15 protein-coding genes are annotated in these 12,732 nt (G+C 70.6%); 4 read left to right on the top strand and 11 right to left on the bottom strand.

From position 1 onward, the window contains the following. Positions 1-126 precede the first annotated feature (126 nt). The 3 genes from OHU89_RS35590 to rimP form a co-directional block, all read right to left on the bottom strand. Entirely contained in the window at positions 127-408 is a 282-nt protein-coding gene (locus OHU89_RS35590) for a YlxR family protein (protein ID WP_095046730.1), read from the bottom strand. A gap of 115 nt (positions 409-523) precedes the next feature. Beyond that, positions 524-1,510 (bottom strand): transcription termination factor NusA, encoded by a 987-nt coding sequence (gene nusA, locus OHU89_RS35585; protein WP_266821405.1) that lies wholly within the window; start codon positions 1,508-1,510, stop codon positions 524-526. Between the two features lie 2 nt (positions 1,511-1,512). Then, positions 1,513-2,010, bottom strand: a complete 498-nt coding sequence (rimP, locus tag OHU89_RS35580) for a ribosome maturation factor RimP (protein ID WP_266887332.1) — start codon at positions 2,008-2,010, stop codon at positions 1,513-1,515. A 214-nt stretch (positions 2,011-2,224) separates the two neighbouring features. Here rimP and OHU89_RS35575 point away from each other — a divergent pair, with 214 nt between their 5' ends. From OHU89_RS35575 to OHU89_RS35565, 3 genes are read left to right on the top strand one after another with little or no spacing between them, the layout of a single operon-like run. Further along, positions 2,225-2,746, top strand: coding sequence for a hypothetical protein (locus OHU89_RS35575; protein WP_405649081.1), 522 nt, complete (start codon positions 2,225-2,227; stop codon positions 2,744-2,746). Next, entirely contained in the window at positions 2,743-3,219 is a 477-nt protein-coding gene (locus OHU89_RS35570; RefSeq protein WP_405649080.1) for a ferritin-like domain-containing protein, read from the top strand. The genes OHU89_RS35575 and OHU89_RS35570 overlap by 4 nt, the downstream gene beginning before the upstream one ends. A 27-nt stretch (positions 3,220-3,246) precedes the next feature. Beyond that, positions 3,247-4,137 (top strand): aminoglycoside phosphotransferase family protein, encoded by an 891-nt coding sequence (locus OHU89_RS35565; protein WP_405649079.1) that lies wholly within the window; start codon positions 3,247-3,249, stop codon positions 4,135-4,137. Between the two features lie 52 nt (positions 4,138-4,189). Here OHU89_RS35565 and OHU89_RS35560 read toward each other — a convergent pair whose 3' ends face one another. Further along, positions 4,190-4,339 (bottom strand): ferredoxin, encoded by a 150-nt coding sequence (locus tag OHU89_RS35560; protein ID WP_405649078.1) that lies wholly within the window; start codon positions 4,337-4,339, stop codon positions 4,190-4,192. A 73-nt stretch (positions 4,340-4,412) separates the two neighbouring features. Further along, positions 4,413-4,613, bottom strand: a complete 201-nt coding sequence (locus OHU89_RS35555) for a hypothetical protein (RefSeq protein ID WP_405649077.1) — start codon at positions 4,611-4,613, stop codon at positions 4,413-4,415. A gap of 182 nt (positions 4,614-4,795) precedes the next feature. Here OHU89_RS35555 and OHU89_RS35550 point away from each other — a divergent pair, with 182 nt between their 5' ends. Beyond that, the gene (locus tag OHU89_RS35550) at positions 4,796-5,266 is read left to right on the top strand and encodes a hypothetical protein (RefSeq protein WP_405649076.1); all 471 of its coding nucleotides are present in this window, start codon (positions 4,796-4,798) and stop codon (positions 5,264-5,266) included. On the opposite strand, the gene OHU89_RS35545 is transcribed toward OHU89_RS35550, so the two are convergent. From OHU89_RS35545 to dxr, 6 genes are all read right to left on the bottom strand, one after another. Continuing rightward, on the bottom strand, positions 5,256-6,959 hold the full coding sequence (locus OHU89_RS35545) for a proline--tRNA ligase (RefSeq protein ID WP_266887350.1): 1,704 nt from the start codon (positions 6,957-6,959) through the stop codon (positions 5,256-5,258). The two genes, OHU89_RS35550 and OHU89_RS35545, sit on opposite strands and share 11 nt — an antisense overlap. A gap of 73 nt (positions 6,960-7,032) precedes the next feature. Continuing rightward, entirely contained in the window at positions 7,033-7,599 is a 567-nt protein-coding gene (locus tag OHU89_RS35540; protein WP_405649075.1) for a GNAT family N-acetyltransferase, read from the bottom strand. Positions 7,600-7,719: 120 nt separating this feature from the next. Further along, positions 7,720-8,568: a GNAT family N-acetyltransferase gene (locus OHU89_RS35535; RefSeq protein WP_266887355.1), complete on the bottom strand. Its 849-nt coding sequence runs from the start codon at positions 8,566-8,568 to the stop codon at positions 7,720-7,722. A gap of 250 nt (positions 8,569-8,818) precedes the next feature. Continuing rightward, complete coding sequence (ispG, locus tag OHU89_RS35530; RefSeq protein ID WP_266887357.1) at positions 8,819-9,976, bottom strand: flavodoxin-dependent (E)-4-hydroxy-3-methylbut-2-enyl-diphosphate synthase; 1,158 nt, start codon at positions 9,974-9,976, stop codon at positions 8,819-8,821. A gap of 170 nt (positions 9,977-10,146) precedes the next feature. After that, complete coding sequence (locus OHU89_RS35525; RefSeq protein ID WP_405654791.1) at positions 10,147-11,439, bottom strand: M50 family metallopeptidase; 1,293 nt, start codon at positions 11,437-11,439, stop codon at positions 10,147-10,149. An 8-nt stretch (positions 11,440-11,447) separates the two neighbouring features. Beyond that, complete coding sequence (gene dxr, locus OHU89_RS35520) at positions 11,448-12,653, bottom strand: 1-deoxy-D-xylulose-5-phosphate reductoisomerase (protein WP_405654789.1); 1,206 nt, start codon at positions 12,651-12,653, stop codon at positions 11,448-11,450. Positions 12,654-12,732 lie beyond the last annotated feature (79 nt).

Below are 12,732 nucleotides of genomic sequence, written 5' to 3'. Positions count from 1 at the left end.
GCTACTTCATGGGCGTACTCATCGCGTGCTCATCGAGTGCTCATCGCAATCTCGACCTACTTCCAACTCGCGGGGTACCAGGGCCGCACGGGGGTTCCGTGCGACGCTCCTTGCGGTGTTGCCTGCTCAGCAACTGTCTGTCTGCTCGACGTACTGGCGCAACGCCTTTACGTCGAGCGCTCCCGGGGCGCGAAGCGCCCGCGTGAACGCCCGGCGGCGTACCGCCTGGTCGAGACAGACCAGGGCGGGGTGCACATAAGCGCCCCGGCCGGGCAGCGTACCGCGAGGATCGGGGACGCATGCGTCCTTGATCGCCACGGTACGCAGCAGATCGGTCTTGGCCGCTCGCTGCCTGCACCCCACACAGGTGCGTTCAGGGCATGCGCGGGCGTGCGTCCGGCCAGACACTGCTAAGTCTACCTCCCCGTAGCGACCTCACCCCTTTGAGGCAGGGATCGAACGGTTGTTTGTCGTGATCTCAGCCCCCGTGGGCCGAGATCTATTCCCGATCGTGATCCGGGGCCTATTCGCTCGGCTGTTCGATGTCCGGGCGGATGTCGATCCGCCAGCCGGTCAGACGAGCCGCAAGCCGGGCATTCTGCCCTTCCTTGCCGATCGCCAGCGACAGCTGGTAGTCCGGCACCGTCACGCGCGCGGAGCGGGCCGCGAGGTCGACGACCTCCACCTTGGAGACCCGGGCCGGGGAGAGCGCGTTCGCCACCATCTCGGCCGGGTCGTCCGACCAGTCGACGATGTCGATCTTCTCGCCGTTCAGCTCACCCATGACATTGCGCACACGCCCGCCCATGGGGCCGATGCAGGCACCCTTGGCGTTCAGTCCGGAACGGGTGGACCGTACGGCGATCTTCGTCCGGTGACCGGCCTCACGCGCGATGGCGGCGATCTCCACCGAACCGTCGGCGATCTCCGGCACCTCCAGGGCGAAGAGCTTCTTCACCAGATTGGGATGTGTGCGCGACAGCGTGACGGACGGACCGCGCACACCCCTCGCCACGCGCACGACGTACGACCGGAGCCGCATACCGTGCGGATACGTCTCACCGGGGACCTGCTCCTGCACCGGCAGGATGGCCTCCAGCTTGCCGATGTCGACGAGCACGTTCTTCGGGTCACGGCCCTGCTGGACCACGCCCATGACGATGTCGCCCTCACGGCCGGCGTACTCGCCGAGCGTCGCGTCGTCCTCGGCGTCGCGCAGCCGCTGCAGGATGACCTGCTTGGCGGTGGTGGCGGCGATACGGCCGAAGCCGGACGGGGTGTCGTCGAACTCGCGGGCCTCCTGGCCCTCCTCGAGGTCCTCGGGGTCCTCCTTCGCCCACACCGTCACGTGGCCGGTTTCCCGGTTGAGCTCCACGCGCGCGTGGCGGCGGCTTCCCTCGGTGCGGTGGTAGGCGATGAGGAGGGCCGACTCGATCGCCTCGACCAGCAGGGGGAAGGAGATCTCCTTCTCCCGTACCAAGCCCCGCAGGGCACTCATGTCGATGTCCACGGCTACGCCTCCTCTTCCTTCTTGTCCTTGCGGTTGAACTCGACCTGCACGCGCGCCTTGTCGATGTCGGAGAAGGCGAGTCTGCGGCTGGTGGCCTTGCGGCCCTTGACTCCGGGCACCTCGACGTCCAGACCCTCGTCGTCGACCTCAAGGATCCGTGCGACCACTTCGCCGCCCTCGGTCAGCTGGAACTTCACCAGCCGGTCCACGGCGCGCACATAGTGGCGGTGCTCCTTGAGGGGGCGCTCCGCGCCCGGGGTGCCGACCTCGAGGGTGTACTCGCCCTCGCCCATCGCGTTCGTCTCGTCGAGCTTCGCCGAGAGCGCGCGGCTCACATCGGCGATCTGGTCCAGGTCCGCCCCGGTGTCGGAGTCGACGACGACGCTGAGCACCCGCTTCCGTCCTACGGAGTCCACTGAGATCTCTTCCAGATCCAGACCCTGGGAGCTGACGAGCGGTTCCAGGAGCTCTCGCAGCCTCTCGCTCTGGGTGGTGCTCATCCGGGTGACTCCTCGGCCGCGTGTGCTGTTGTGGGTAGGTCGCGTGTCTGGTCAAAGGGTATCCGCTCCAAAGGTGTGTTGCCGTCCACCGTGCGGCGACCGGGGGTCCGCAACGGCGCCGATGAGGGGTTGTGGACCGGGGCGCGGGTACCGTGATCACCGGCGGGCCGCCTTCCCGCCCATGTGTTCGTACGAGCCCCCGAGGACGACTGCCGTGCCGTACCCCCCGCCGCCGCGCACCCCCTCGGGGCCGCGCCGAAGAACAATCCTCGCCTCGGCCGCCGGTGCCGCCCTGCTGGTGGGCTGCTCCTCCGGCTCCGATGAGACCGAGGAGAGCACCGGAGGCAGTCCGTCGGTCGCCGAGCGGGCACGCACGCGTGCGGCGCGGGACAGCCGGGGGATCGTCGAGCGGTACGACGCGGTGATCGCCGCGTATCCGGGGCTCGCGCAGCGGCTGGGAGTGCTGCGGGCGGAGGCCGTGCGGCATGTGGAGGCGTTCGGCGGTACGCCGACGGCGACCGGTTCGGCGTCGCCCACCGTCGGCTCCCCCGCCCCCTCCGTCGTACCCGGCACCGAGAAGGACGCCCTCGCCGGGCTCGCCACCGCCGAGCGGGCGCTCGCGGACGCACGGGCGAAGTCGCTCCTCGAGATGCCGGGCGAGCTGGCCCGGCTGCTGGCCTCCGTGGCGGCGGCCGGGGCGGCGCACGTGTATCTGCTGACGGAGGCGGCGAAGTGAGCGACGAGCAGGCCAAGCGTGAGCTGGCCGCACTCCAGGCGGCACTGGCGGCCGAGCATGCCGCCGTGTACGGGTACGGGGTCGTCGGCGGGCGGATCCGTGAGGGGCGGCGTACCGAGGCGAAGTCGGCGTACGACGCCCATCGCGCCCGGCGCGACGCGCTGGCCCGTGAGGTGCGGGACCTGGGCGGCACCCCTGCGGCGGCCGCAGCCGGATACGCGCTGCCGTTCCCGGTGCCGGACTCGGACGCGGCCGTACGGCTGGCCGCCGAGCTGGAGGACCGGGTCGCCGGGGTGTACTCCGACCTGGTGCGGGCAACCGTGGACGGGCGGCGCTCCATGGCCACCGAGGCGCTGCGGGAGGCGGCGGTGCGGGCGGTGCGCTGGCGCGGGGAGAGCGTAGCCTTCCCTGGTCTCGCCGAACGGGCGGCGACCGCGTCGGCCTCGCCGACTTCGGCGACACCCACGGCGTAACGGGTACGGGAAGGGAACTGCTCGCGTATGGCTTTCGAACCGCCACAGCGTCTGGTGAGGGCGCTCGGTGAGACGGCACCCGGTGACGGCTGGTTGGAGAAGCTGCCCGAGGCGGTTCGGCAGGCCGTCGCGCTACGCGAGTCGACCGTGGAGCGGGTGCAGGTGCCGGGCGGCCGCAGCAGCCTCGTCGTACTGGTCCGGCGGGCCGACGGCACCCCCGCCGTGCTCAAGTTGGCCCCGCCGCGGTCCCGGCCGGAGGCCGAACGGGCGGCGCTGGCGCACTGGGGTGGGCTGGGTGCGGTGCAGTTGCTCGACGAGCCGGTGACCGAGGGGGTGCTGCTGCTGGAGCGGCTGCATCCCGATGTGTCGGTGCGGTCGTTGCCGGAGGCGAAGGCGCTGCTGGAGGCTGCGGGGACGTTGCGGCGGTTGTGGGTGGAGCCGCCGGGTGACCAGGTCTTCGAGACGGTGGCCGAGCGGACCGGGCGGCAGGCCGAGGCGATGCGGGCGACCGCGGACGAGGTTGTGGCCGATCTCGTGAGTGCGGCTCTCACTGCCCGTGAGGAGTTGCTGGTGGCTCCGCCGGAGTCGCGGTTGCTGCACGGGACGTTTCGGCAGAGCAAGGTGCTGGCGGCGGAGCGGGTGCCGTGGCTTGCCGTGGGGCCGGATCCGGTGGTCGGGGAGTGTGCGTTCGATCTGGCTCGGCTGGTGCGGGATCGGGTCGAGGATCTGATTGCTCAGCCGTCGGGGGCGGCTATTACCCGGCGGCGGATCAAGCGGCTTGCCGAGTCGTTGGATGTGGATCAGGAGCGGTTGCGGGGGTGGACGTTGTTCCGGGCCGTGGAGTCCGGGGTGCGGGCGCGGCGGGTGGGTCGGCTTCAGGATGCTGAGTTGTTGCTGGAGTTTGCCGGGTGGCTTTAGGGGTTGAGTTCTGGGTGCGGGTGTGTGCGGGCTGACCGCGCCCCTGAGTTCGTCACCCCATCGCCACCTTCAAGGCCAGGACCGGACAGTCGGCCGCCGCCCTGCGCGCTCGCTTCACCGTGCGGGCCGGGAGCGGGGGCAGTTCCGCGCACAGGCCGTGGGCCTGGCAAGACGTCCAGTCGATGGCTACGCGCTGATCCACGTCAGCTCTCCTTGAGTGTCGGTCGCCGTGCACAACCCATGCGCGTGCGCGTCCAGTTCGGCCGCGAACGTCGTCAGCGGGCTTTGTCGGCGCGGTGGGTGCCCTGGGGGCCCGGCGTGGCCAGAGTCCCGAACGCGGCGGCCATGCGCGGGAGGCCGTTGAGGCAGGGGCCGCACTGGCCGGCCGACTGGAGGACGAGGTAGCCCAGGACGCGGGCGGTCTCGGTGAGGCCGCAGCGGTCGGTGGGGAGGGTGGCCAGGACGCCGGCGCCCATCGTCGTGGCGTCGAGGGTGAGCTCCGCGGCCTCTGTGGTGGGGATCCAGGTGCCGTGGTAGCCGCCGAGCAGTACCGCGGACCGGGCGGCCCGCGGTGCCGTCCAGGGCCGCCAGCTCCGAGTCCGCGCGGAAGCGGCTGCAGGCAGCGTCGACCTCGGCGAGGTGCCGGGCGAGGAGCAGGTTGCAGGAGTCGAGGAGGGGCCGGGTCCGCGACGACCAGGCGGACGCTGGTGCCGAGGGCGCGCCAATCGGCGGCGGCCGTGGTGCGGCGGCTCGCGGTGGCGGTGGTCACGACGCCCCCGAGGTGGAGTCGGTGGAGCCACTGCCGGAGGTGAGGCCGGAGGATGAGTCGGAGGAGGAGCTGGACGAGGTGTCCGACACGGACGAGTCGGACGACGTGTCCGTGCCGGTGTCGGTGCTCGTGTCCGAGCTCGACGACGTTGCCGACGACGTGCTGTTGCTCGCCGTCGTGTCGGCGTCCGCCTGCACCATGCCGACCAGGGCGAACACGCCCGCCGCCGCGGCCAGCGTGACGGCGGCCGCGGCGGCCGCCGTACGCCGGGTGCCTCTTCGGACCAGCGCGGCGGCGCCGCGTTCCCTGCCTCTGTCTGGGGACTCAGAGACGTTTCTGAGGACTTTTTTTATGCGCTGAGGCGGGCGATCGCCTCGTCCACCGTCAGTTCCTCGCGCTCGCCGGTCCGGCGGTCCTTGAGCTCCAGGACGCCCTCGGCGGAGCGGCGGCCCGCGACGAGGATCTTCGGTACGCCGATCAGCTCGGCGTCCGTGAACTTCACGCCCGGGGAGACGCCGGCCCGGTCGTCGACCAGGACCCGCAGGCCGGCCGCGCGCAGCTTCTCGGAGACGTCGAGGGCCAGCTCGGTCTGGAGTGCCTTGCCGGCGGCGACGACGTGGACGTCGGCCGGGGCGACCTCGGCGGGCCAGCACAGGCCCTGCTCGTCGGCGCTCTGCTCGGCGATGGCCGCGACCGCGCGGGTGACACCGATGCCGTAGGAGCCCATGGTCACGCGGACCGGCTTGCCCTGCTGGCCGAGGACGTCGAGCTTGAGGGCGTCGGCGTACTTGCGGCCCAGCTGGAAGATGTGGCCGATCTCGATGGCTCGGTCCAGCTTGAGGCCGGTGCCGCACTTCGGGCAGGGGTCGCCGTCCTGGACGACCACGACGTCGACGTACTCGCCGACCTCGAAGTCACGGCCCACGACGACGTTCTTGGTGTGCGTGTTCGCCTTGTTGGCGCCCGTGATCCACGCGGTGCCCGGGGCCACGCGCGGGTCGGCGATGTACTTGACCTTCTCGCCCAGCCCCTGCGGGCCGACATAGCCACGGACCAGGTCCGGGCGGCCCGCGAAGTCCGCCTCGGTGACCATCTCGACGACCGCCGGGGCGAAGTGCGCCTCGACCTTGCCCATGTCGACCTCACGGTCGCCGGGGACACCGACGGCGACGATCTCGCCGTCGACCTTCACGAGGAGGTTCTTCAGGGTCGCGGAGGCCTGGACGCCGAGGGAGGCGGCGAGGGTCTCGATGGTGGGGGTGTCGGGGGTCGGGATGTCCTCGGCGGCGGGGACGTCGGTGGCGTCCACGGGCTTGAGCTCGTACGAGATCGCCTCGGTGTTCGCCGCGAAGTCGCAGTTGGGGCAGTCGGCGAAGGTGTCCTCGCCGGCGCCGGCCGGGGCGAGGAACTCCTCGGACTTGGAGCCGCCCATCGCGCCCGCGGTGGCGGCGCAGATGCGGTAGTCGAGGCCGAGGCGCGTGAAGATCTTCTGGTAGGCCTGGCGGTGCAGCGCGTAGGACTGGGCCAGGCCCTCGTCCTCGGTGTCGAAGGAGTACGAGTCCTTCATGAGGAACTCGCGGCCGCGCAGGACGCCGGCCCGGGGGCGAGCCTCGTCCCGGTACTTGTTCTGGATCTGGTAGAGGATGACGGGCAGGTCCTTGTAGGAGGACGCCTGGTCCTTCACCAGCAGGGTGAAGATCTCCTCGTGGGTCGGGCCGAGGAGGTAGTCGCCGCCCTTGCGGTCCTGGAGGCGGAACAGCTCGGGGCCGTACTCCTCCCAGCGGCCGGTCGCCTCGTAGGGCTCGCGCGGCAGGATGGCGGGGAGCAGCACCTCCTGGGCGCCGATCGCGTCCATCTCCTCACGGACGACCCGCTCCACATTGCGCAGAACCCGCATGCCGAGGGGCAGCCAGCTCCAGATGCCGGCCGCGGTGCGGCGGACGTAGCCGGCACGGACGAGGAGCTTGTGACTGAGGACCTCGGCGTCCGCCGGGTCGTCGCGCAGCGTCTTCGCCATCAACTGGGACATGCGCTGGACCGGTGCGTTGGCCATGGTTCTCGTACTCCTGCCGGGTAAGGGTGATGGCTAGGAGGTTAGCCGGGGGTCCGGTTGTGGCGGAAATCGGTTAACGGCGGCGCAGCGGCAGGGGGGCGCCCATCACGGCGTACGGCTTTGGGGCGCTGGGGAACAGGACCTGGCGGGCCAGGTCCTGGTAGCCGAGGGAGTGGTAGAGGCCGCGGGCCGGGCTGTCGGTGTCGATCGCGGAGAGGATCGAGCGGGGTTCGTGGGTGCCGTCCGTGATGGTGGTGATCAGGGAGCGGCCCACGCCGCGGTTCTGGTAGCGCGGGTGGACGTGGAGTTCCGTGATCACGAAGGAGTCGTCCAGCCACATGTCGTGGCCCTGGGCGCGGAGGTAGGGCTCCACGACCGTGGACCACCAGTGGGTGCGGTCGTTGGGCATGCCGTAGACGAAGCCCACGAGACGCTCCGCTGAGGTGGCGCCGAGGGCACGGGCGCCGGAGTAGGTCATGTGGCGGAGGACGATCTGGCGGCGGACCGCCACCTCGTCGGCGCCGAGACCGAACGCTACCGCTTGGACGGCTAGGGCTTCGTCGACGTGGGTGGAGAGGTCGAGGGGGCCGATCACGATGTCGTCGGGTTGGCGGCGGTGTCCGTGACCGGGGAAGCGCATGTGGGGATCGTATAGGGGGGCGCGCGTTGTTGGCTGAGTGCGGGTTCGTAGTGGCTGGTCGCGCAGTTCCCCGCGCCCCTACGACCGTTGCCCCTAAGGGCGTTTGCCAGAAAAGGCTTGTCAGAACAGGACGCTCATGAAGGCGCCGACCTCCTGGAAGCCCACCCTCCTGTACGTCCTTCTCGCCGACGTGTTGAAGTCATTGACGTACAGGCTCACCACCGGGGCCACGTCCGCCAGCGCGTAGCGCAGGACCGCCGCCATGCCCGGGGCCGCCAGGCCCCTCCCCCGGTACTCGGGGGCCACCCACACGCCCTGGATCTGGCAGGCCTTGGTCGTGGCCGCGCCGATCTCGGCCTTGAAGACGACCTTGCCGTCGGCGTCGAGACGGGCGAACGAGCGGCCGGAGCCGACGAGTTCGGCGACCCTCGCCTGGTAGAGGAGGCCGCCGTCGCCGGCCAGCGGGGAGACGCCGACCTCCTCGGTGAACATCGCCACGCACGCCGGCATGATCTTTTCCATCTCGTCCTTGCGGACGCGGCGGACGTAGGGATCCGGGGCGATGTCGGTGGGCATGCGGTCGGTGACCATGAGGGGCTGGCGCGGGCGGACGTCGCGGGCCGGGCCCCAGCTGGGTTCGAGGAGGCGCCAGAGTTCGGCGGTGGGTTCGGCCGGGCCGACGATCGAGGAGCAGCGGCGGCCCGCCCTGCGAGCGCGGTCGGCGAAGGCGCGGACGGCTCGGGGGGTGGCGCAGATGGGGACCAGATTGGCGCCGGCGTAGCAGAGGGACGTCAGCATGCCGTCCTCGTACCAGCCCCACATCTCGCCGCCGAGCCGCCAGGGGTCGAGGCCGGCGACCTGTACGCGGGATGTCACGAAGGCGTTCGCGACCGGATCGCGGTCGAGGACGGCGAGCGCGGCGTCCAGGTCGCTCGGTTCGAGGACCCGGGAGGTCGTCTGGGTCAACACGGGCGGGGCCTCACACTGGGGACTGCTGATCTCCGCACTGTACCTGCGGAAGCTGAGCCATGCCGCCCAGTGGAGGGTGCCGTTGTTTTCGGGTGCGGGGCGTCGGGGGCGCCGGGCGCCTACGAGCTCGGGGGCTGCGATGTGTCGGCGGCTGCGGGTCGTGTGGGGCTGGTCGCGCAGTTCCCCGCGCCCCTGGAGGGCTGGGGCCTGCGGCCCCTCAGCCCTCCGGCGAAGCGGGGGCGGGAACCCGTCAGCCCGCGACCGCCACCGACGGCTCGCCCGAGGCCACGCCGTCCGCTTCCATCTGTTCGGCCAGCTTCATGGCTTCCTCGATGAGGGTCTCCACGATCTTGGACTCGGGGACGGTCTTGATGACCTCGCCCTTGACGAAGATCTGGCCCTTGCCGTTGCCGGAGGCGACGCCGAGGTCGGCCTCTCGGGCCTCGCCGGGGCCGTTCACCACGCAGCCCATGACGGCGACGCGCAGCGGGACCTCCATGCCGGTGAGGCCTGCCGTGACCTCTTCGGCCAGCTTGTAGACGTCGACCTGGGCGCGGCCGCAGGACGGGCAGGAGACGATCTCCAGGCCGCGCTGCTTGAGGTTCAGGGACTCCAGGATCTGGTTGCCGACCTTGACCTCCTCGACGGGAGGAGCGCTCAACGACACCCGGATCGTGTCGCCGATGCCCTGGGACAGCAGCGCGCCGAACGCCACCGCCGACTTGATCGTGCCCTGGAACGCCGGGCCCGCCTCGGTGACGCCGAGGTGGAGGGGGTAGTCGCACTGGGCGGCGAGCTGCTTGTACGCCTCGATCATCACGACCGGGTCGTTGTGCTTCACCGAGATCTTGATGTCCCGGAAGTCGTGCTCCTCGAAGAGGGACGCCTCCCACAGGGCCGACTCGACCAGGGCCTCGGGGGTCGCCTTGCCGTACTTCTGGAGGAGGCGGCGGTCCAGGGAGCCCGCGTTCACGCCGATGCGGATCGGGGTCCCGTGGTCCTTCGCCGCCTTGGCGATCTCCTTGACCTTGTCGTCGAACTGCTTGATGTTGCCGGGGTTCACGCGGACCGCGGCGCAGCCGGCCTCGATGGCCGAGAAGACGTACTTCGGCTGGAAGTGGATGTCCGCGATGACCGGGAGCTGGGACTTGCGGGCGATGGTCGCGAGCGCGTCGGCGTCGTCCTGCGTGGGGCAGGCCACGCGGACGATCTGGCAGCCGGAGGCCGTCAGCTCGGCGATCTGCTGGAGGGTCGCGCCGATGTCCGACGTACGGGTCGTGGTCATCGACTGCACCGAGACCGGGGCGTCTCCGCCCACCGCCACGGTGCCGACCTGGATCTGCCGGCTCTTCCGGCGCTCGGCAACCCTGGTCGGAACGGACGGCATGCCGAGAGAAATCGCAGTCATCTGCTGTGCAACCCCAAGTCGTGGATCAAGGTCCGGCGCCAACGGAACAGTGGGCTCCAGGCTTCGAGATTACGGCACGAGCGCGGGCCCGAGCACATCCCGCCGGTCAACCCACACGAACGAGGACGGCCCGGCACACACAGTGCCGGGCCGCCGCGAACGCCGTATGGCTAGGAGATTCTCACCGGGTTAACCACGTCGGCGATGAGGACGAGGACGGTGAAGCAGATGAAGATCCCCGCCACCACATAGGCGACCGGCATCAGCTTCGCCACGTCGAACGGGCCCGGGTCCGGCCTGCGCAGGACCTTGGCCACGTTCCGCCTCAGCGACTCCCACAGGGCGCCCGCGATATGGCCGCCGTCGAGCGGCAGCAGCGGGAGCATGTTGAAGAGGAACAGGGAGAGGTTGAAGCCGGCGAGCAGCATCACGAACATCGCCAGCTGCTGCGAGGCCGGGATGTCCAGCGTCGCGATCTCGCCGCCCACCCGGGCCGCGCCGACCACGCCCATCGGGGAGTCCGGCTCGCGCTGGCCGTCGCCGAAGGCGGCGTCCCACAGGGCCGGGATCTTGGACGGCAGGGCGGCGAGGGAGTCGACGGCGTCGCCCACCCGGTCCGTCATCCAGACGACCGAGTCGCCGAAGTCCTGCTTGACGACGCCGGTGGCGGCGCTGAAGCCGAGGAAGCCCGCCTTGACGTACTCGCCCTCGACGTAGGTGCCGTTGGAGTCCTTCTTCGCGACGAGGTTGGTGGCGATCTTCGCCTGGAGGGGGACCTCCTTGCCGTCCCGGTCGACGACGATCGCCACGGTCTTGCCGGCGCTGTCGCGGATGAGGTCGGAGAGGGTGTTCCAGTCGTCGGTCTTCACGCCGGCGAAGGAGACGATCTTGTCGCCCTTCTTCATGCCCGCCGCCGCGGCCGGGGAGGCCGCGTCGGTCTTCTTGCACGTGTCGCGGTTCTCGCTCTGGGAGATCACGCACGGGGAGACCGAGGCGACGTCGGTGGTCTGCTGCTGGATGCCGAAGCCCATCAGGACCGTCAGGAAGAGAGCGATCGCGAGGATCAGGTTCATGAACGGGCCCGCGAACATCACGATGACGCGTTTCCAGGGCTTGCGGGTGTAGAACATCCGGTTCCCGTCACCCGGCTGGAGTTCCTCGTACGCGGCCGAGCGGGCGTCCTCGATCATGCCGCGCCAGGGCGAGGTGGAGCGGGCCTCCAGCTTGCCGTCGGCGCCCGGCGGGAACATGCCGATCATGCGGATGTAGCCGCCGAACGGGATGGCCTTGACGCCGTACTCGGTCTCGCCCTTGTTCCTCGACCAGATGGTCGGGCCGAAGCCGACCATGTACTGCGGCACCCGGATGCCGAAGAGCTTGGCCGTGGACAGGTGCCCCAGCTCGTGCCACGCGATCGACGCCAGCAGGCCGAAGGCGAAGACCACTATGCCGAGGATGAACATCAGGGTCGTCATGCACGGGCCTCCGCCGTCTGTGCTGCCAGTTCCCGGGCCCGGGTGCGTGCCCAGGTCTCCGCTTCGAGGACGTCCGACACGGTGAGTGAGGTTCCCGTAACCGGCGTGCCGTGTTCGTCCACCACGCGCGTCACGGTCTCCACGATCCCGTTGAACGGCAGCGCGCCGGCCCGGAAGGCCTCCACGCACTCCTCGTTGGCGGCATTGAACACTGCCGGGGCCGTGCCCGCGAGCTCCCCCACGTGCCTCGCAAGGTTGACCGAAGGAAACGCGTCGTTGTCGAGCGGGAAGAACTCCCACGTCGACGCCTTGCTCCAGTCGAACGCGGGGGCCGCGTCGGGGACACGTTCCGGCCAGCCGAGGCCGATGGCGATCGGCCCGCGCATGTCGGGGGGCGTCGCCTGGGCGATTGTCGATCCGTCCGTGAACTCAACCATCGAGTGGACATACGACTGGGGATGCACGACCACCTCAATGCGGTCGAAGGGAATGTCGTAGAGGAGGTGTGCCTCGATGACCTCCAGCCCCTTGTTGACGAGGGTCGCGGAGTTGATCGTGATCACCGGGCCCATGGCCCAGGTGGGGTGGGCGAGGGCGTCCTCGACGGTCACCTGGGCGAGGTCGGCTTTCGTACGGCCGCGGAAGGGGCCGCCGGAAGCGGTCACGACCAGCTTCCTTACGTCGGCCCTCGTCCCGGACGCCAGCGACTGGAACAGCGCGGCGTGCTCGGAGTCGACCGGGATGATCTGCCCGGGCTTGGCGAGGGCCTTGACCAGCGGGCCGCCGACGATGAGCGACTCCTTGTTGGCGAGCGCGAGGGTGCGGCCCGCCTCCAGGGCGGCGAGGGTCGGGGCGAGGCCGATGGAGCCCGTGATGCCGTTCAGCACGGTGTGGCTGTCGGAGGCGGCGACCTGGGTGGCCGCGTCCGGTCCGGCGAGGATCTCGGGGAGCGGCTCGCCCGTGCCGTAGAGGCTCGTCAGCGCTTCGCGCAGCTGCGGTACGACGTCCTCGCGGGCGACCGCGACGGTCCGCACCCCGAGCCGGTGCGCCTGCTCGGCGAGGAGGGTGACCCGGCCGCCGTTGGCGGAGAGCGCGGTGACGCGGAAGCGGTCCGGGTTGCGCAGGACGAGGTCGATGGCCTGGGTCCCGATCGACCCGGTGGAGCCGAGGATCACCACGTCCTTGGGGCCGTCGCCCGCCACGGGGTCGTAGACGAGGTGCGGGTCGGCGAGGGCGCGGGCCGGAAGCCCCGTCGTCCGCCCGGAGGGCGGGCCCTGCGGC

The sequence above is a fragment of the Streptomyces sp. NBC_00019 genome (genome assembly GCF_045041015.1).
Classification (GTDB): domain Bacteria; phylum Actinomycetota; class Actinomycetes; order Streptomycetales; family Streptomycetaceae; genus Streptomyces.
Note: the sequence above shows the minus strand (reverse complement) of the source record. Positions and strands in the feature narration are given on the sequence as shown.

What these genes read in the sequence shown, in the direction of transcription:
- rimP (WP_266887332.1), bottom strand. Translation starts at nt 2,010, where the DNA reads ATGAGCACCACCCAGAGCGAGAGGCTGCGAGAGCTCCTGGAACCGCTC.
- OHU89_RS35565 (WP_405649079.1), top strand. Translation starts at nt 3,247, where the DNA reads ATGGCTTTCGAACCGCCACAGCGTCTGGTGAGGGCGCTCGGTGAGACG.
- OHU89_RS35555 (WP_405649077.1), bottom strand. Translation starts at nt 4,613, where the DNA reads ATGGGCGCCGGCGTCCTGGCCACCCTCCCCACCGACCGCTGCGGCCTC.
- OHU89_RS35545 (WP_266887350.1), bottom strand. Translation starts at nt 6,959, where the DNA reads ATGGCCAACGCACCGGTCCAGCGCATGTCCCAGTTGATGGCGAAGACG.
- OHU89_RS35540 (WP_405649075.1), bottom strand. Translation starts at nt 7,599, where the DNA reads ATGCGCTTCCCCGGTCACGGACACCGCCGCCAACCCGACGACATCGTG.
- ispG (WP_266887357.1), bottom strand. Translation starts at nt 9,976, where the DNA reads ATGACTGCGATTTCTCTCGGCATGCCGTCCGTTCCGACCAGGGTTGCC.
- OHU89_RS35525 (WP_405654791.1), bottom strand. Translation starts at nt 11,439, where the DNA reads ATGTTCATCCTCGGCATAGTGGTCTTCGCCTTCGGCCTGCTGGCGTCG.